We start from the raw sequence: 17,574 nt of genomic DNA, 5'->3' as shown, positions 1-17,574 counted from the left end.
CGATACACCTCGTACCGGATTTGTTACTCCGCGAGAAGACCCGAATACCAACCAAGCCTGGGCCTGATTGATTCGCAGGAGCTTCACGCTCGCAACTGGTCTTGCGAGCATGAAAAACACCTACACAAAGACTGCTATAACACTTTCATGTGCTCTGCCGGAGGTCAACGGTCTTTTGGGCAATTCAGGAAAATTTTCGGTAAAAAGAAGGTAACGCCGGGTCCGACAATTCAACGGCCTTTTCCAAGGAACGTGTAGGAACCCGGACGCCGGGAATCTAGGACAACCACTGCCCATTGCGCATTACGCCCGTCAGTTGCAGATCCTGGTTTGTTACCACCACATCGGCGCGAAGTCCTCTTCGGAGCCCGCCTATTTCATCGGAAAGTCCAAGGACCGCGGCCGGGACCGCTGTTGCCGAGCAAATCGCGTCGGGAAGTCCGACGCCGGCTGCCACCGTTTTGCTGACAACTTCCAAGAGGGTGGAGGTGCCTCCGGCGATGGATCCCGTGGCATCGAGTGTGGCCACGCCGTCGCTGACGGTGACCGGGGACGGGCCGAGCATGTAGCTGCCATCGGACAATCCTGCGGCAGCCATTGAATCCGTGACCAGGACGATGTTTCCGGCGCCCACTAACTGGAAGACAGTTGCCACGGTGCTCGGGGCCAGGTGCGTTCCGTCTGCAATGAGTTCAACAACGGCCTTTCCCTCCTGCGCCATGCGCAGGCACGCCGCAACGGGACCCGGGGCGCGATGGTGCATGGGCGGCATCCCGTTGAAGAGGTGCGTCACGGTGGGAAGCGAGCTGACGCCGTCGAACCCTGCCGACTCAAGTCCCTCCCGTGCCGCAGCGAGCGACGCCGCGGCCGTGGCGTCGTCGCAGTCGGTGTGGCCCAAGGAGGGAGTAACGCCATGGGAAGTCATCAGGTCCACCAGGGCAGCTGCGCCTGGAAGTTCGGGGGCGTAGGTCATGGTGGACAGCTTGCCGGCCGCGGCAGCCACCAGTTCGTCCATGAGCTCCAGATCCGGTTCCAACAAGTAGTCGGGATTCTGGGCCCCGCATCGGGCATGGGAGAGGAACGGGCCTTCAAGGTGAATGCCGGCCACCAGCCCCTCATCCACGAGCTTCACATAGAGCTCGATACCCCGGAGGAGGTCTTCCCGGGGAGCAGTGACCATGCTGGCAAGGAATGTGGTGGTACCTGATCTATGAAGGAAGTCCACGGCCTTGCGCGCGGAAGATTCTTCACCGCCAGGGAAGTCGCCGCCATTGCCGCCGTGGCAGTGCACGTCAACGAGGCCGGGGAAGAGGTAGCTACCGCTGGGGATGCCTAAGTGGATCGCGTTGCGAAAACCGTCGAATTCTTCCGGATCGAAGGCGCTGGCCGGGCCTGCATAGGCAATCCTGTCGCCGTCGACGGCAACCAATCCGTCTTCCACCACCTCGCCGTCGCTGACAAGCGTTCCTTTAATGATCTGATGGCTTGGAGCGGACGATGGGGAGGATGCAACAGTCATGGTCTTGATTCTAGTGGCCTGCGGCACACCCTCCCGAAGACGGGAACCTAGAAAAGCCGTGACTCGCTGTCATCCACGCCGCGCATGGCGTCATAATCCAGCGTGACGCAATCTATTCCGCGGTCGTTGGCCAGGACCTTCGCTTGGGGTTTGATCTGTTGTGCGGCAAAAATTCCCCGTACCGGTGCCAGCAGGGGGTCGCGGTTGAGCAGCTCGAGGTAACGCGTGAGTTGTTCAACGCCGTCGATGTCTCCACGGCGTTTTAGTTCGATGGCAACAGTGGCCCCGGCCGCGTCCCTGGCCAAAATGTCCACAGGACCGATAGCTGTGAAGTACTCGCGCCGAATCAGGGAGTAACCGGACCCCAAAAGTTCGATTTGCTCGGCCAGCAACCTCTGAAGATCCGCTTCGACGCCGTCCTTGATCAGGCCGGGATCGGTGCCGAGCTCGTGCGAGGTGTCGTGCAGTTGCTCGTAGATATTGATGATGAGGCGGTCATCCGTTTTGGCGGACTGAACAGTCCACTGTTCCACCACCCCTTCCTCCACTTCGGTCTCCTCCGGTGAGGTCACCCGAAGGGTCGCGGGGGGACTCATCCAGTTCAGCGGCTTATAGGAGCCGCCGTCGGAGTGCACCAACACCGAACCATCCGCTTTGACCAGCAGGAGCCGGGTGGCGAGCGGGAGATGGGCCTTGAGGCGGCCAACGTAATCAACAGAACAACGGGCTATGACGAGTCGCACCCGCCCCACATTACCGTCTGCAACGGTATGGCTGGGGCAGAATGGAAGTATGCCCCGCTCCAACCGTCCCCGTCGCAACGCGTCCAGCACACGCTCCGGCAACTCCGGTGGAAAGTGGACTGAACCGGCGCAGGAGCTGGACCTTGAGCGGGCCCGTGCCGGAATCGCCAGGAGGGAAAGCGCCCCGGATGGTGACTGGATGGTGCGAACCATGACGGCCAGGAAAGCGGAGAAGCAGTACATCTGCCCTGGCTGCTCCACTGCCATCGTCCCGGGTATCGCCCACTTGGTGGTGTGGTCCGACAGCCATCTGTTTGGACAGGCCGCAGGGCTGGCCGAACGCAGGCACTGGCACACCAACTGCTGGACGGGCCGGACGTACCGTTACCGCTGATTCGCTAGGCTTGGAACCATGACTTTCGACCCCGCCTCGTTCGTGTTCACCCCGCAGAATGCGCCCTCGGAAATCCGTGCTTCCACGGTCCTTCCCGCTGTGCGCGAGAATGTGGAGTTCACCACAGAGGACGGCAAGGTGCTGCTGGGCGAACTCGCGCTCCCGGCGTCAGGGGAAATTACCGCCACCTTGATCACGCTCCACCCGTTGCCCACTCACGGTGGATTCATGGATTCGCACGTGTACCGCAAGGCCTCGTACAGGCTTCCGGCGCTGGCCGGCGTCGCCGTGCTGAGGTTCAATACGCGGGGCACGGCATCGCCGCGCGGAACCAGCGATGGTCAGTTCGAAGAGGGCATTGGTGAGCGGTACGACGTCGAGGCCGCCGTCCGTTTCGCCGTTGAACGCGGCTTGCCGCACCGCTGGCTGGTGGGGTGGTCTTTCGGAACTGAACTGGCCCTGATGTACGGGGCGGTGGAGCCGGTAGCCTCGGAGATCGAAGGTGCCGTGTTGTTGTCGCCACCGTTGCACCGGGCCACGGACGTGCACCTCAAGGAGTGGGCCGAGTCCGGGAAGCCGTTGACCGTCCTGGTGCCCGAGCACGATGACTACTTGCAGCCTGCTGAAGCAGCCCAGCGGTTCGCTGTGGTGCCTCAAGCCCGGATTGTCGGCGTCGACGGCGCCAAGCACCTCTGGGTTGGCGAAAAGTACGCAGCGCGAGTCTTGAATGAAATCGTCGACGACGTCACTCCGGCGGGTGCCGGAGCCGACGGTCTACCTCGGGAGTGGGCGGGGCCGGTCGCAAGCGCCTAGCTGGGCCCCGCGTCCGGTTTTTGTACAGATAATGCCCCTAAACACGATGCTTAGGGGCATTATCTGTACAAAAACCGAGAGAAGGCTCAGTGCCTGTCTTGCCGGACGATGAAGACTTCCTTGATGAGCAGCATGATCGCTGCTGCTGTGGGAATGGCAATCAACGCGCCAAGGACGCCAAGCAGGCTGCCACCGGCTATCACCGAGATCACGGCCACGGCTCCCGGAACCGCCACAGCGCGCTGCATGATGCGCGGTGAGATGAAGTACGCCTCGAACTGCAGGTAGGCGAAGTAGGCGATCGCGTAAACCACCGCTGTCTGCCAGCCGGCGGTCAGTGCCACCAGGATAACCACTACTGCAGCGATCATGCCGCCCACCAAGGGGATGAACGCCAGCAGGGCAACGACGAACGCAAGCAGGACGCTGAATGGTATGCCCAGGATGGTCATCAGGATGAACGCAAAAATAGCATTCAGGAGGGCTACGCAGACCTGGCCAATGACGTAATTACCCACGGAATCAGTGATCGCTTCGGAGAGCGCCTCAACACGCGGACGGCGGGACCGGGGAGCCAGGCGGTAAGCCCATTTCTTCATGGACGGCAGGGCTGCCAGGAAATACAGGCTCAAGACCAGGACGATCAGCGAACCAAACAGGCCGTTGGCCACAGTGGAACCGAAACCCACCACGCCGCCGAAGATGCCACCCATCGCCTCGGGGTCCTTGACGAACTTGTCCAGCTCAGTAGTGATACGGTCACGCACGCCGAATTGGCTGTCTGCGCTGCGGAAGAAGTCCGAGTCGAGGAAGCCGCGGATCCACTCAGGGGCTTGGCGGACGATTTCCGATACCTGTTCGACGATGGTGGGTATCAGTGTTGCGAAGAAGCCTGCCACTGCAAGGACAAGCGCTGAGACGGAAATGAGGATGCCCGCGGGGCGGGGGACTTTGCGGCCTTCAAGCCAACGAACCACGGGATCAAGTCCAAGTGCGATGAACAGCGCGGCCACGATCCACAAAATGAGTTGGGTGGTGTTGCTGGCAATGTAGAACACGGCCAGGGCGATGCCGACGCCGGCGGTACCCATGAATCCGACATATACAGGATGCTGTGATGACATTCGCGGGCCGGGGGCGCCGAATCCGTGGTCGTCCTCGGGGCGGAACCTTTCGCTGCCTTCATCGGATTCAGTTTCCGGGGGCATCTCGAATCGCACCCGGTTGCGGGCTCCGGGAATGGGCTGCCGAAGTCTGCGGCTGATGGCAGCCAGGCGTCCGGTGCGGACCGGAACCGTTGCAGCAGGGCCCTCGGAAGTAGCGGTGCCACCCCCGGAAGGGGAATCCACCGCACCTGACCCTGACTCTTCGACGGGACGGGGCTCCATGTGGTCTTTCACGCGGTTTAGCTGCCTTTTCAGTGGTGGTACAAGGTGGACTTAGGCGTTGGGAGGCCCGTATATCATGATCATCGCCACACTATCAGGACCGCGTAATGGCGCCGGAGCGGCGCGGTGGCGGGCTTTTCGGGGTGTCGGGGAGATCACCTCGATCTGACTCTCTGATAACAAAACGGTTACCCTTGAAGTTCAACGACCGCTGATGATAGGTGATCCTGTGCGTTTGAAGACTGCAGCCTTGCTGGTGCTGCTGGGCCTGCTGACGATGCTGGCCGGTATAGGCCAGCTGACTTTTTGGGCCCCCGCTGAGACCGTGACGGCTTCGGTTCCGAGCGATACCAAAGCTGCCCCGCTGACCGTGATTGACCAAAAGTTGATCGCTCTCCATGACGGGCCGGTGAAGATCAAAATCCAGGGTGAAGGCAACTTCATGGTGGCCACCGGACGACCGGACGATGTGGAAGCGTGGGTCGGTGAGACCGCCCACAACACGCTGACCGGTGTCTCTGCCGACCAGAAGTCGCTGGAGGTGTCCTCCGCAGATGGCGAGGCCACGGCGCCGTCCCCGGCTGGATCCGATTTGTGGGTCAGCACTGAGGATGCCAGCGGAGATCTTGACTACACCTGGAACCCTCCCGCTGACGGCGAGTGGTCCCTTTTGGTAGCCAGCGACGGTACCAAGCCCGCGCCGTCGTCAATTTCCATGACGTTCCCCAACAACGCCACCACCCCCTGGGCAGTGCCGCTGATTGTTGTGGGCATCATCATCATCTTGGTGGGAGCGGCGTTGCCGTTCATCGCCAAGGCAATGAGCAATCGACGCAAGGACCGTGATGACGATGAGCCGCGCGATGGTGGGGAAACCACCACGCTGCCGGTTCAACCCTCAGCCAAACAGTCAACTGAAGTCCAGTCGCCCACGGGTGACGAAGGCCGCCGTCGTGGCGCGGGCACCGAAGGTCCGGCACTCCGGATCACTGCCCTTGCCGCCACAATGGCAGCAGTCATGGTGGGAGGGACAGCCATTGCTGCCCAAGCCACCACGACACCCGAGGCCACGTCCACATCCTCGGCCGCAGCTGCTGCCGACGGTGGAACGCCGGTCATGCTGGAATCCCAGTTGCAGCGGATTCTTGAGCAGGTCGCCAGCACTGTGGATGCAGCCGATGCGGCCAAGGATGCGGCCAAGCTGGCTCCGCGCGTAGACAAAATGGAACTCCAGATCCGGACGCAGAACTACAAGATCCGGTCCGCGGTTTCCGCCTATGAGCCGCGCATGCCGGTCCGTGCCACCAAGCTTCAGAGCAGTGTGATCAGCACCAAGCGTGACTGGCCCCGCACGGTCTTTGCCCTCACTCAGGGTGAAGGCAACGTTGTGCCGCAGGTTCTGACCCTGGTGCAGCTTTCACCCCGCGAAAACTACAAGTTGTGGGGCAGTGCCCCGCTTCAGCCCGGGACCAACTTCCCCTCATTCCCGATTCCGCGCAAGGGTACCGAACCTGTACCGGCGAGTGACAGCACCGGACTGGCTTACAGCGGTAACGAGGCTCTGGAAATCCTGAGTGAAATGCTCACCAACCCGGAGTCTCCCAACCGCAGCAAGCTGGCTGACGGGCAGTCTTCCCCGTACATCGCAGGGGCACTGGCGTACCAGGCGGACACCGTGAAGAACGGAACAAGCGCCAACTTCAAGTTCACCCACACTCCGGTCACCAACCAGACCGTGGTGCTCCGGACTGCCGACGGCGGTGCCGTGGTTGTGGGACGTTTGGACTTCGCTTTCGAAGGCACGCCCAAGGCGGCAGGAGACAAGCTTCTCCTTGAGGACGATTCCGCTGTCTTCGCCGGTGGAAAGGAAACCACCACGGGCATGGTCCTGAACTTCGCCGAGTCCGTGGCGGTGTACATTCCGCCAGCTGGTTCTGCAGACCCCATGAAGCTCGTGGCAGCTACCCGCGGACTGGTCGGAGCCAGCTTCAAGTAGGGCTTACCCATGGCAGGGCAGCGGCTAGAGTGGACGGTATGAGTTCGCCCGGATACCGACCCACTCCAGCCGCTGCCAGCCAGCTCAATCTTCGCGGTGCCGTCGACCTATCGTCGCTGCGCCGCCCGGCCGCCCCGCCGGCGCCTTCCCCCTCCGCTTCGGCGGACGGCGGATCGCCCGCGGCCGGCACGCCCCAAGGGGGCGAAAACGGCAAAGCACCACTCCGAGTGGATGCCACCGAAACAAATTTCCAGGATCTGGTGCAATTGTCTGCGCAGATCCCCGTGCTTTTCCTTCTTTGGTCGCGCTACGCACCGGAGTCACCCGCGGTTCTCGAAGCAGCCGAACGCGTTGTGGAAACCTATGGTGGCCGGCTGGTGCTGGCCGCTGCCGATGTTGATACTTTCCCCCAGCTGGCGCAGGCCTTCCAGGTTCAGGCCGTTCCCACAGCAGTTGCTGTGGTCAAAGGACAGCCTGTACCGCTTTTCCAGGGACCTGCCGATGATGAACAGATCCGAAACCTGGTGGAGGAACTTCTTAAGGTTGCTGCAGCCAACGGTGTCACCGGCAGCATAGGTGAGGCCGGTGAGTCAGGTGAGGACCCGGAGCCCGCACCGCTCCCGCCGCTGCACCAGGCAGCCATTGATGCGATCGAGGCCGGCGACTATGCGGGGGCCATAGCGGCCTACAAGCAGGCGCTTCTCGAACAACCCGCAGACACCGACGCCAAAGCGGGTCTGGTGCAGGTGGAGCTGATGGCAAGGCTGGAAAAGCTCTCCGCGCCTGAGGCTGAAAGCCTCCGCCACCTCGCCGCAACAGAACCCGACAACATTCAGGCTCAGTTGACGGTTGCTGACCTCGACATTTCCGGCGGCCACATCGATGACGCCTTCAATCGCATCATCAGCTTTATCGGCAGGAATTTCGGTCCGGAGCGCGAGACGGCCCGGGTACGCCTCCTGGAGCTATTCGAGGTGGTAGGGACACAGGACGAGCGCGTGGCTAAGGCCCGCCAAGGACTCGCGAGGGTCCTCTTCTAGTGCCGTCCGCGCTGTTCACGCCGCTGCAGCTGCGTGCACTCACCGTTGCACACCGCGGCTGGGTATCGCCCATGTGCCAGTACAGTTGCCACCCGGAGACCGGAGAAGGTGTCCCGCACGACTGGCACTTGATGCACCTGGGTTCTTTTGCAGCCGGTGGTGCCGCATTAATCCTTACCGAGGCAGCTGCAGTGAACGCGGCGGGCAGGATCAGCCCGCTGGACGCCGGTTTGTATTCCGATAACCAGGCCGCGGGGTGGGAACGGATTGTGGACTTTGTCCACCGGCATGGCGCCGTCGATGCCAAGATCGGTGTCCAGCTGGCCCATGCCGGGCGCAAGGCGTCCACCTACTGGCCGTTTTCCGAACGCTCCGGCTCTGTTCCGGAAAGCGACGGCGGTTGGCTCACGGTAGGGCCCGGCAGCGCTCCTTTTGACGGCTATGCTTCGCCCAGAATGATGAGCGAAGAGGATATCCAAGCCGTGGTGACCGACTACGCCGCTGCTGCCAGGCGCGCGGTGGCCGTGGGTTTTGACACCGTGGAGATCCATGGTGCCCACGGGTACCTCCTTCACCAGTTCCAAAGCCCTCTCATCAACACCCGGACAGACGCTTGGGGCGGCAGCGAGGAACGGCGTAACCGGCTGATGCTCGCGGTGGTGGACGCGGTCAGGGAAGTCATCCCGGATTCGATGCCGCTGCTGCTCCGTATCTCGGCGTCGGACTGGGCCGAGGGCGGGGTTGACGTGGAGGCCTCAGTGCGTTTGGCTCGCGCCGCTGCTGAACGTGGTGTTGACCTGGTGGACGTCTCCAGTGGCGGCGCGGTTGCGCATCAACAGATCAGGGCCGTGCCAGGTTACCAGGCAGGGTTCGCCCAGCAGTTAAAGAACGACGCCGGGGTCCTCACCGGTGCGGTTGGTTTGTTGACGAGTCCTACGCAGGCGGAGGACATTGTGGCCAACGGGAGGGCTGATGCGGTGTTCATGGCCCGTGCCGCGTTGCGTGATCCGCACTGGTGGCTGAGGGCCGCCTACGAATTAGGCCATGACATTGCGTGGGTCCCGCAGTACCAGCGGGCCGTTCCCCGCCACGGCTTCTAGGACCTCCTCCAGGTTTCCGCCTGCAAGGTTAGGCTGGGTTCATGACGGAACCACGCCATGAACCCATGCCCACATTCGAGCCGCCACGAGCTGCCGCGCCGCCACAAGCTGCCGAGCCACCGCAGGTGGCCGCTCACCCGATGCCCTCGGAGGACTCGCCCGGGAGCGAGCCACTGGCTGCGCTGTCCATTCGGGGCCTGGCCAAACGATTCGGCGAGAAAATCGCCGTCGACGGCGTGAGCCTGGAAGTCCCTGCCGGATCCTTCTACGGGATGGTCGGGCCTAACGGTGCAGGAAAGACCACCACGTTGTCCATGGCCACCGGACTGCTGCGGCCGGACTTTGGCACAGCCTTGATCCACGGGGTTGACGTCTGGTCGCGGCCGCTGGAGGCCAAGAAGCTCATGGGCGTCCTGCCTGATGGCGTGCGCCTGTTTGATCGGCTGACCGGCGAACAGCTGGTGACGTACTCGGGTCTGCTCCGCGGTATGGACCGTGAAGTGGTGGGCTCCCGGGTGCCTGAATTGCTGGCTGCCCTGGATCTCCAAGCGGACGCCGGCAAATTGGTTGTGGACTACTCGGCAGGTATGACCAAGAAAATTGCCTTGGCCTCAGCGCTGATCCATGCTCCGCGTCTGCTTGTCCTTGACGAGCCCTTTGAGTCGGTGGATCCTGTGTCGGCCGCCAATATCAGGGGCATCCTTGAGGGGTATGTTGCTTCCGGCGGTACGGTCATCGTTTCGAGCCACGTCATGGATCTTGTGCAGCGCATGTGCAGCCACGTAGCAGTTGTGGCTGGTGGGCGTGTTTTGACCGCGGGCTCCGTGGACGAGGTCCGCGATGGTTCCACGTTGGAGGAACGCTTCGTCCAGTTGGTGGGCGGCGGACACCGGACGGAGGGCTTGGAATGGTTGCGCACCTTCTAAACCTCAAGTGGCGCCTGCTCCTGAACGGGTTCAAGCGCAGCCCGTGGCAGCTGGTAGGCATGGCGTTGGGGCTCGTTTATGCATTGGGATTGCTGGTCCTCCTGGTTGGAGGCCTCATAGCGCTGCGGTGGGCTGATCCGGAGATCGCCCACACTGTAGTGGTATTGGGTGGAGCGGCCGCTGTCCTGGGTTGGGCCATCATTCCGCTTATTGCTTCGGCCGCGGACATGACCTTGGACCCTGCCCGGTTCACCACCTTTGCCATACCGCCTAGACAACTCTTGACCGGCCTTGCCCTCGCGGGCTTCATCGGTATTCCCGGTCTGGCCACTTTGCTGGCTGCGCTCGGGACGGTAGGGACCTGGTGGCGTAGTTTTCCAGCGGTGGCAGGTGCCTTGTTGGGTGCGGTTCTGGGTGCCATAACGTGCATCGTCCTGTCCAAAGTAGTCACGACGGCGACTGCCGGCCTTGCGGCGTCGCGGCGTTTCAAAGATGCCAGCAGCATTATTGTGTTCATTCCGCTGGTGTTGCTGGGCCCCATCATGATGGGAATTATTGACGGCGTTCGCGGAAGTGCTGATTACCTCCCCGTGTTGGCCAGGGCTGTTTCCTGGACGCCGCTGGGTGCAGCGTGGTCTCTGGGCGGAGACCTCGAATCAGGCAATGTGGCCGCCGCGGGGCTCAAGTTGCTCATTGCGGCAGCAACCATCGTCGCCCTGCTCCTGTGCTGGCATGTTCTGCTGCAGCGGGCGTTGGTGACGCCTCCGTACTCCGGAGGGTCAGCAAAGAAGGGTGGAAAACTTGGACTGTTCGGTCTTCTTCCCGCAACACCGGCAGGTGCAGTTGCTGCCCGGGCTCTGGTCTATTGGATGAAGGATCCGCGGTACGCGGCATCCCTGGTTATTGTTCCCCTGTTTCCTGTCATCTTTTTCTTCAGCGGCTCACAGAGCGGCAGTTACGGCATGCTCATGATCCTGGGGCCGCTGACGGCCTTTGTGATGGCCTGGTCGATTTGCGCTGATGTCTCGTACGACAACACAGCTTTTGCGCTTCACCTCGCAGCAGGTGTCCGTGGCATCGATGACCGCCTGGGCCGGGCGTTGGCTTGCCTGGCACTTTCCCTTCCGGTGGTGCTGGTGTTCACCGTAGGGCCGCTTTTTGTCACCGGTGACTGGCAATGGCTGCCCAATCTCTTGGGCTTGTCGTTGGGCACGCTCTTGACCGGGCTGGGGCTTTCATCCGTGATTTCAGCGCGTTACAACATCGCCGTGCCCTTGCCGGGGGACAGCCCGTTCAAGAAACCCCCGGGAAATGTCGCCCAGACCCTCGCAGTTCAGGCAGTTGGTATGGGTCTTTTGGCTCTTCTACTGGTTCCGGAGCTTGCGCTGGTGGCTGTTCAGGCGTTCAGTGGAGGTTCGGAAGCTGGATGGATCAACTTGGCAGTAGGTCCGGTACTGGGCGTTATCCTGTTCGTGGTGGGCGTCCGCCTTGGTGGAAAGTGGTTGGACGCCAGGGGGCCGGAGATGTTCGCCCAGCTCAGCGCAAACCGATAACCACGTAACAACCGTGCCCGTAGGTGGGACATGGGATAACGTCTTTGTCAGATAGCTCGACGACCACAAGTAGAAAGGCCGTGACGATGGAAGTTGTCATTCTCCCTGGCACTAAACAGATCGGTGCACTTGCAGCCGATGCCATCGAAGCGCTGGTCCGCCGTAAGCCCAACGCTGTATTGGGTCTGGCAACGGGTTCGTCCCCTCTGCCCATTTACGACGAGTTGGCCAGCCGTTACGAGGCCGGGGGATTGGACTTCAGCCAGGCGCATGGATTCGCGCTGGACGAATACGTGGGGCTTGAAGCGGGACATCCCGAGTCCTACCGCGAGGTCATCCGGCGCGAGTTCACCAACCGCGTGAATATCAAGCCGGAAAACGTCCATGGACCCGACGGCGCAGCCGGGGACCTTGAGGCAGCATGCCAGGCCTATGAGGATGCCATCAAAGCCGTGGGTGGAGTGGATCTCCAGATCCTGGGTGTGGGGACAGACGGGCACATTGGCTTCAACGAGCCCGGGTCCTCCCTGGCATCCCGAACGCGCATCAAGACGCTGATCGAGCAGACCCGGAAGGACAACGCCCGCTTCTTCGACAGCATCGACGACGTTCCCCACCACGTAGTCACCCAGGGACTGGGAACCATCATGGACGCCCGGCATGTGGTGTTGGTCGCAACAGGGGCGCAGAAAGCCCAGGCTGTGCGTGATTTCGTGGAGGGACCAGTAGCTGCAATTTGTGCAGCATCAATCCTTCAGATGCACCCGCACGCCACGATTTTGGTGGATGAGGCAGCCGCGTCATCGCTGAAACTGGCTGATTATTATCGGCACACTTACGACAACAAGCCGGAGTGGCAGGGACTGTAGACGGTAAGATGTTTGGCATGACTACGCTTCCTCCGGATCCATTCGAAAACGACCCCATGCGAGAGCTTTCCGGAGCCGGAACGTCCACTGCCACCATTGAGCGCGAGGAAACGCGCCAGGAAGTGGAACCCGGCGACCGCGAGCGGTTTTCGCACTACGTCCGCAAGGAAAAGATCATGGAGTCGGCCCTGAGCGGTGAGCCAGTCATTGCCCTTTGCGGCAAAGTCTGGACACCGGGGCGCGATCCCAAAAAGTTCCCGGTCTGCCCGGAGTGCAAGGAGATTTACGACGGCCTCCGCCCCGGCAACGACGGTGGAAACAACGGCGGCCCGGGCAACTCCAAGTAGTGGGTGGGAAGAGAACACCGGCCCTATCTGATCATCTCCGGCCCGTCAGCTTTGGCGTGCCCGGAAATCCGGAAATGATCATCGCTGCCATCAGCCCGGGGGAGCCAGCATGACAGAAACACTATTTGGTGGACCGTCCCTGCCTCCGGCGTACCCGGAACGTGCTGCGTGGGGTACAGCGCCCAAGCTCCGTGCGTGGCAGCAGGAGGCACTTGACCTCTACATGAACCGCAATCCCAAGGACTTCCTCGCCGTGGCAACCCCCGGCGCCGGTAAGACCACCTTTGCCCTTCGCATCGCCACCACGCTGCTGGATAGTGGGGTGGTCAACAGGATCACCATCGTGGCACCTACGGACCACTTGAAACGTCAGTGGGCGGATGCCGCAGCCAAAGTGGGAATCGCCATTGATCCAAACTTCAAGAATTCCGATGGCCAGCATGGTCGTGGCTTCGTGGGCGTTGCCGTCACGTACGCACAGGTAGCCAGCAAGCCCATGCTGCATCGGGCGAAAACTGAAGCGGCACGCACTTTGGTGATCCTGGACGAAATCCACCACGGCGGCGAAGCTTTATCGTGGGGCGATGGCCTGCGCGAGGCCTTTGATCCGGCCGCCAGGCGCCTGTCACTGACAGGTACTCCGTTCCGCTCGGATACCTCGCCGATTCCCTTTGTTGACTACGCTGAGGACCGGGACGGCATCCGGCGTTCCAAAGCCGATTACACGTACGGCTATGGCAATGCGCTGCGGGACCACGTAGTGCGCCCCGTACTTTTCATGGCGTATTCGGGCCAGATGCGGTGGCGTACCAGTGCAGGTGACGAGATGGCTGCCTCGCTGGGTGAAGCTGCTGTCACCAAGGACATCACCTCCCAGGCCTGGCGCACGGCGTTGAACCCCACCGGCGAGTGGATTCCTGCCGTCCTGGCTGCGGCGGATAAGCGCCTCAGCGAGGTCCGGAGGACGGTGCCGGACGCCGGTGGCCTGGTCATTGCCACAGACCACGAGGACGCCCGGGCCTACGCGGGCCAGCTCAGGAAGATCACGGGCCAGTCGCCCACGGTGATCCTTTCGGACGACTCCAAGGCTTCGAGCAAGATCGAGGAATTCTCCGCGGGTGAACAGCGCTGGATGGTTGCTGTCCGCATGGTGTCCGAAGGCGTTGACGTGCCGCGGCTGTCGGTGGGCGTCTATGCCACCTCCACCTCCACACCTCTGTTCTTCGCTCAGGCCGTGGGGCGTTTTGTGCGTGCCCGCAAGAGGGGTGAGACGGCGTCGGTCTTCCTGCCCTCCGTGCCGCCGCTGATGATTCTCGCCAACACCATGGAGGCAGAGCGGGACCACGCGTTGGACCGCCCGGAGAAGGACGAAGACGGCCTCTTCAATCCCGAAGAGAACCTCATGGCAGAGGCCAATCGGGAAGACAAAGCGTCGGACGAGCTCACCAAAGGCAAGTTCGAGGCTCTGGATTCCCAAGCGTCATTTGACCGCGTCCTCTTTGACGGTGGTGAGTTTGGCACGGGAGCGGACATCGGTTCCGATGATGAATTGGACTTCCTTGGCATTCCCGGGCTCCTGGACGCAGAACAAGTGGGCACACTGCTGCGCCAACGCCAGCACGATCAGCAGTCCCGCAAGAAACGCCAGTCACCGCTGGCGGCTGCGGCCGCGCCGGCTGTGCCTGACCACCGGATGCTCATGGACCTGCGCAACGAGCTGGCCAAAAACGTGGCTGCCTGGGCTGCCCGTACCGGCACGCCCCATGGTGTGGTTCACACCAAACTGCGTGAAGTGTGTGGTGGCCCGGCTGTCGCCCAAGCGAACGAGGAGCAGCTGCAGGCCCGCCTGCGCAAGCTTCAGGACTGGTTCATCGGCAGGAAGTAGCTGGAACCACTAGCAGCTGAAACAGGGAAGGGCGCCGCGGTTGCGGCGCCCTTCCCTGTTTCCAGGAATTCACGAATCAGTCGCGTTCGACTTCCACTCCGGCGGCTTCCATTTCGTCATAGGCATCGCTGAGGTCATCGGCGATGCCTGCCGTGAGCCCGGCAATCACCGTGGTGGTGTATCCGGCCTGGACCGCATCCAGCGCCGTAGCCTTCACGCAGTAGTCCGTGGCAAGTCCTACCACCACCACTTCCTCGACGTCGTGGCTTTGGAGCCAATCGTCGAGTCCGATCGCGTCTTCGTCGAGGACTTCAGTTACGGTGGTGCCTGCTTTGAGGTCGCCGGTGGGGACGTCGTCTTCGGGCGCCAGGACGCCCTCGAAGCCGGAGTAGGCCGCGGTGAATTGACCTTTCCGGAAGTAGGCATGGATGTACTCGGGATCCAGGTCTTCGTGTAGCTCGGCACCTTTACTCCTGGCCCTGCAATGCGGAGGCCAGGAATCCACCATGTCCGGGTTATCTGAGAAGTGGTCGCCGGGCTCGACGTGCCAATCCTGAGTGGCCACGATGTGATCGAAATGCTGTTGGTTGGCGTCCATGTATTCGGTGATGGCACTTGCAACGGCGGCGCCACCTTCAACAGCAAGCGTTCCGCCCTCGCAGAAGTCATTTTGAACATCGACGATAATCAGGGCCCTGGACATCAGTTCTCCTCGTAGATGGTGGGAATGGCAGCTTCGCCTCGCTGGAGTCGGTTCACGACGGCGGGCAGCTCGGCCATGGTGGCAGCGTGCCGTTCCCGGGCGCGGATGACACCTTCGGGTCCGGTCCACCCGGGCAACACCTCACCGTTCTTGACGAACTGGTGAAGCAGTTCGCGGTCGTTGCCGTCATCTTCGGGGCGGTGGCCGATCCCCACGACTTCCTGGGTGGCCCGCCCGCGCTCGTTGAGCTTCCGCAGGGCGTATTTGCGACCTCCGACGCTTGCCTTGTTCTTGGCGGCCTTGGCTACCGAGATGAACTCGCCGGCATCGTTGGTGCGGCTGACGAGTTTGTAGACCATGCTGGCCGTCGGAGCACCGGATCCGGTGACCAACGACGTTCCAACACCGTAGGAGTCCACCGGGGCGGACTGCAGGGCGGCGATGGCGAATTCGTCGAGGTCGGAGGTGACCACAATGCGGGTGTTGACGTTGCCGAGGTCATCAAGAAGTTGCCGGACCCACTGTGCTTGCGCAATGAGGTCGCCGGAGTCCAGCCGGACGGCGCCGAGTTTATCGCCGGCCAGCTCGACGGCGGTACGCACCGCGGTCTCGACGTCGTAAGTGTCTACCAAGAGGGATGTACCGGGGCCGAACGCTGCGATCTGTGCCTCGAATGCTTCACGCTCGGTGTCATGAAGGAGCGTAAAGGAGTGCGCTGCCGTGCCGACGGTCCTGATACCGTACCGCCGTCCGGCTTCGAGGTTGGACGTGCTGGCGAAGCCGGCAATCACGGCGGCGCGGGCTGCCGCCGTCGCCGATTCCTCCTGGGTGCGCCGGGAACCCATCTCGATGCAAGGGCGTGTGCCGGCTGCCGAGGTCATCCTCGAGGCTGCCGAAGCAATGGCGCTGTCGTGATTGAGGACCGACAGGATGAAGGTTTCCAGGATGCAGGCTTCGGCGAACGTGGATTCGACAATGAGGATGGGGGAGTTGGGGAAGTAGGCGTCACCTTCGGCGTAGCCCCAGATGTCGCCGCTGAACTTGTAGTCGGCCAGGTAGTCCAGGGTCTCCTGGTTGACCACTTTGTTTTGCTCAAGGAATGCGAGCTCGGCGTCGCCGAACCGGAAGTCCGCTATGCCCTCCAAAAGGCGTCCCGTGCCGCCTACCACGCCATACCGGCGGCCATCCGGCAGTCGCCGGGCGAATGCTTCGAACACCGAGCGGCGGTGCGCGGCGCCCGAGTGCAGGGCTGCCTGAAGCATGGTCAGTTCGTAGTGGTCTGTGTACAAGGAAGTTGCGGGGTGGTCCCACGACGAGGCTCTACTCACGAATTCACTCTAGTGCGAGCCGCCCTAGAATGGACAGATGAGCCCTAGCGTTGCGTACGGCACGGACATCGATGAGCGGACGAAAGCTGCAGAGCAGTCCTCCACCGATGTCCTGACAGCCCCTGATATCCCGTGGAACCTTGTGATCTGGAATGATCCCGTGAATCTGATGAGCTACGTGAGCTTTGTGTTCCAGAGTTACTTCGGCTACTCCGAATCCAAAGCCCACAAGCTCATGATGGAGGTCCATAAGAAGGGCCGGTCCATTGTTGCCCATGGCAGCAAGGAACAAGTGGAGCAGCATGCCGTAGCCATGCACGGCTTTGGCTTGTGGGCCACGGTTGAAAAGGCCGCGAGCGGCAACGAGACACCCGGGAAGGGCGGCCGCCAGCGTGGCTAAGGCATTCAAGTACGGACTCAAGGGCATCAGCGGATACCTGGAGCCCGCGGAGCGTGACCTCCTGCGGGGATTGCTGGACGACGTCATTTCCATGCTGGAGTCGGACGCCCGGGAGAACGAGGATCCGCTGGCTGCGCTGATCGGCCTGGATATGGACGTCCAGCAGCCCAGCGACCGCGCCCTGCTGCGTCTCTTACCGAACGTCATGAAGGACGACGACGACGGCTCGCTGGAATTCCGCCAACTCACCGAACGCTCTGTCCGGGAAAACAAAATCGGTGCCCTGAGGGCTGCGGCTTTGGGCCTGGACAAGAACGAGCTCGTTTTGACCCCCGAGGACGCGACCCGCTGGTCCATGGCGCTAAACGATGTCCGGCTCGTGCTGGCCGAACGCCTGGATATTCGCGATGAAGCCGATGCCGAGCACATCCACAGCATGCAGGACTGGAGCCAGGCAGAGGACGTGGAGAGCTACCTGGCCCTCGTCTACAACTTCACCACCTGGCTTCAGGAGTCTTTGGTGCAGGCGATGATGGCCGCACGACAGGCGAAATCCTGATCCGGGTGGCG

The 17,574-nt window shown here is 62.0% G+C and carries 17 protein-coding genes; 12 read left to right on the top strand and 5 right to left on the bottom strand.

The window, feature by feature from the left end; genetic code table 11:
* Nucleotides 1-277: 277 nt before the first annotated feature.
* Both ACZ5J0_RS12100 and nucS read right to left on the bottom strand, forming a co-directional pair.
* A complete protein-coding gene (locus ACZ5J0_RS12100) occupies nt 278-1,519 on the bottom strand; it encodes an N-acetylglucosamine-6-phosphate deacetylase (protein WP_464093214.1) in 1,242 nt (413 codons plus the stop codon).
* Nucleotides 1,520-1,566: 47 nt separating this feature from the next.
* Entirely contained in the window at nt 1,567-2,262 is a 696-nt protein-coding gene (nucS, locus tag ACZ5J0_RS12095; RefSeq protein WP_014922168.1) for an endonuclease NucS, read from the bottom strand.
* Between the two features lie 49 nt (nt 2,263-2,311).
* On the opposite strand from nucS, the gene ACZ5J0_RS12090 reads away from it, so the two are divergent.
* The gene (locus ACZ5J0_RS12090; protein ID WP_142938637.1) at nt 2,312-2,656 is read left to right on the top strand and encodes an ATP/GTP-binding protein; all 345 of its coding nucleotides are present in this window, start codon (nt 2,312-2,314) and stop codon (nt 2,654-2,656) included.
* Nucleotides 2,657-2,674: 18 nt separating this feature from the next.
* Nucleotides 2,675-3,469, top strand: a complete 795-nt coding sequence (locus ACZ5J0_RS12085) for an alpha/beta hydrolase (RefSeq protein ID WP_142938638.1) — start codon at nt 2,675-2,677, stop codon at nt 3,467-3,469.
* 86 nt (nt 3,470-3,555) lie between these two features.
* Here ACZ5J0_RS12085 and ACZ5J0_RS12080 read toward each other — a convergent pair whose 3' ends face one another.
* Entirely contained in the window at nt 3,556-4,869 is a 1,314-nt protein-coding gene (locus ACZ5J0_RS12080; RefSeq protein ID WP_464093213.1) for an AI-2E family transporter, read from the bottom strand.
* Between the two features lie 202 nt (nt 4,870-5,071).
* Here ACZ5J0_RS12080 and ACZ5J0_RS12075 point away from each other — a divergent pair, with 202 nt between their 5' ends.
* From ACZ5J0_RS12075 to ACZ5J0_RS12040, 8 genes are all read left to right on the top strand, one after another.
* On the top strand, nt 5,072-6,853 hold the full coding sequence (locus tag ACZ5J0_RS12075) for a DUF8094 domain-containing protein (protein WP_464093212.1): 1,782 nt from the start codon (nt 5,072-5,074) through the stop codon (nt 6,851-6,853).
* Between the two features lie 38 nt (nt 6,854-6,891).
* Nucleotides 6,892-7,893 carry a tetratricopeptide repeat protein gene (locus ACZ5J0_RS12070; RefSeq protein WP_464093211.1) on the top strand — a complete coding sequence of 334 codons (1,002 nt, stop codon included), beginning with the start codon at nt 6,892-6,894 and terminating at the stop codon, nt 7,891-7,893.
* Entirely contained in the window at nt 7,893-8,993 is a 1,101-nt protein-coding gene (locus tag ACZ5J0_RS12065; RefSeq protein WP_464093210.1) for an NADH:flavin oxidoreductase/NADH oxidase, read from the top strand. Before ACZ5J0_RS12070 ends, ACZ5J0_RS12065 begins: the two co-directional genes overlap by 1 nt.
* A gap of 41 nt (nt 8,994-9,034) precedes the next feature.
* Entirely contained in the window at nt 9,035-9,919 is an 885-nt protein-coding gene (locus ACZ5J0_RS12060; protein ID WP_464093209.1) for an ABC transporter ATP-binding protein, read from the top strand.
* Nucleotides 9,901-11,472 (top strand): transporter, encoded by a 1,572-nt coding sequence (locus ACZ5J0_RS12055; RefSeq protein ID WP_464097195.1) that lies wholly within the window; start codon nt 9,901-9,903, stop codon nt 11,470-11,472. The genes ACZ5J0_RS12060 and ACZ5J0_RS12055 overlap by 19 nt, the downstream gene beginning before the upstream one ends.
* Before the next feature lie 86 nt (nt 11,473-11,558).
* Nucleotides 11,559-12,341, top strand: a complete 783-nt coding sequence (nagB, locus tag ACZ5J0_RS12050) for a glucosamine-6-phosphate deaminase (RefSeq protein WP_142938671.1) — start codon at nt 11,559-11,561, stop codon at nt 12,339-12,341.
* Nucleotides 12,342-12,349: 8 nt separating this feature from the next.
* Nucleotides 12,350-12,688, top strand: a complete 339-nt coding sequence (locus ACZ5J0_RS12045) for a DUF3039 domain-containing protein (protein WP_142938704.1) — start codon at nt 12,350-12,352, stop codon at nt 12,686-12,688.
* A 109-nt stretch (nt 12,689-12,797) separates the two neighbouring features.
* Nucleotides 12,798-14,573 (top strand): DEAD/DEAH box helicase, encoded by a 1,776-nt coding sequence (locus ACZ5J0_RS12040; protein WP_142938672.1) that lies wholly within the window; start codon nt 12,798-12,800, stop codon nt 14,571-14,573.
* Nucleotides 14,574-14,649: 76 nt separating this feature from the next.
* Here ACZ5J0_RS12040 and ACZ5J0_RS12035 read toward each other — a convergent pair whose 3' ends face one another.
* Nucleotides 14,650-15,276 carry an isochorismatase family protein gene (locus ACZ5J0_RS12035; RefSeq protein ID WP_250819745.1) on the bottom strand — a complete coding sequence of 209 codons (627 nt, stop codon included), beginning with the start codon at nt 15,274-15,276 and terminating at the stop codon, nt 14,650-14,652.
* A complete protein-coding gene (locus ACZ5J0_RS12030) occupies nt 15,276-16,565 on the bottom strand; it encodes a nicotinate phosphoribosyltransferase (protein WP_208096082.1) in 1,290 nt (429 codons plus the stop codon). The genes ACZ5J0_RS12035 and ACZ5J0_RS12030 overlap by 1 nt, the downstream gene beginning before the upstream one ends.
* A 76-nt stretch (nt 16,566-16,641) precedes the next feature.
* Between ACZ5J0_RS12030 and clpS the strand changes: the two genes are divergently transcribed.
* Nucleotides 16,642-17,004, top strand: coding sequence for an ATP-dependent Clp protease adapter ClpS (gene clpS, locus ACZ5J0_RS12025; RefSeq protein WP_024817261.1), 363 nt, complete (start codon nt 16,642-16,644; stop codon nt 17,002-17,004).
* Entirely contained in the window at nt 16,997-17,563 is a 567-nt protein-coding gene (locus tag ACZ5J0_RS12020; protein ID WP_142938675.1) for a DUF2017 domain-containing protein, read from the top strand. Before clpS ends, ACZ5J0_RS12020 begins: the two co-directional genes overlap by 8 nt.
* Nucleotides 17,564-17,574: the final 11 nt, after the last annotated feature.

The organism is Arthrobacter sp. DualSoilB13 (genome assembly GCF_055389195.1).
The sequence above is the reverse complement of the archived record's forward strand: the minus strand, read 5'-3'. Positions and strand labels throughout refer to the sequence as shown.

Excerpts from the sequence above, each read along its gene's own strand:
- ACZ5J0_RS12100 (WP_464093214.1), bottom strand. The coding sequence starts at position 1,519 with ATGACTGTTGCATCCTCCCCATCGTCCGCTCCAAGCCATCAGATCATT.
- ACZ5J0_RS12090 (WP_142938637.1), top strand. The coding sequence starts at position 2,312 with ATGCCCCGCTCCAACCGTCCCCGTCGCAACGCGTCCAGCACACGCTCC.
- ACZ5J0_RS12085 (WP_142938638.1), top strand. The coding sequence starts at position 2,675 with ATGACTTTCGACCCCGCCTCGTTCGTGTTCACCCCGCAGAATGCGCCC.
- ACZ5J0_RS12075 (WP_464093212.1), top strand. The coding sequence starts at position 5,072 with ATGATAGGTGATCCTGTGCGTTTGAAGACTGCAGCCTTGCTGGTGCTG.
- ACZ5J0_RS12070 (WP_464093211.1), top strand. The coding sequence starts at position 6,892 with ATGAGTTCGCCCGGATACCGACCCACTCCAGCCGCTGCCAGCCAGCTC.
- ACZ5J0_RS12060 (WP_464093209.1), top strand. The coding sequence starts at position 9,035 with ATGACGGAACCACGCCATGAACCCATGCCCACATTCGAGCCGCCACGA.
- ACZ5J0_RS12055 (WP_464097195.1), top strand. The coding sequence starts at position 9,901 with ATGGTTGCGCACCTTCTAAACCTCAAGTGGCGCCTGCTCCTGAACGGG.
- nagB (WP_142938671.1), top strand. The coding sequence starts at position 11,559 with ATGGAAGTTGTCATTCTCCCTGGCACTAAACAGATCGGTGCACTTGCA.
- ACZ5J0_RS12045 (WP_142938704.1), top strand. The coding sequence starts at position 12,350 with ATGTTTGGCATGACTACGCTTCCTCCGGATCCATTCGAAAACGACCCC.
- ACZ5J0_RS12040 (WP_142938672.1), top strand. The coding sequence starts at position 12,798 with ATGACAGAAACACTATTTGGTGGACCGTCCCTGCCTCCGGCGTACCCG.
- ACZ5J0_RS12035 (WP_250819745.1), bottom strand. The coding sequence starts at position 15,276 with ATGTCCAGGGCCCTGATTATCGTCGATGTTCAAAATGACTTCTGCGAG.
- clpS (WP_024817261.1), top strand. The coding sequence starts at position 16,642 with ATGAGCCCTAGCGTTGCGTACGGCACGGACATCGATGAGCGGACGAAA.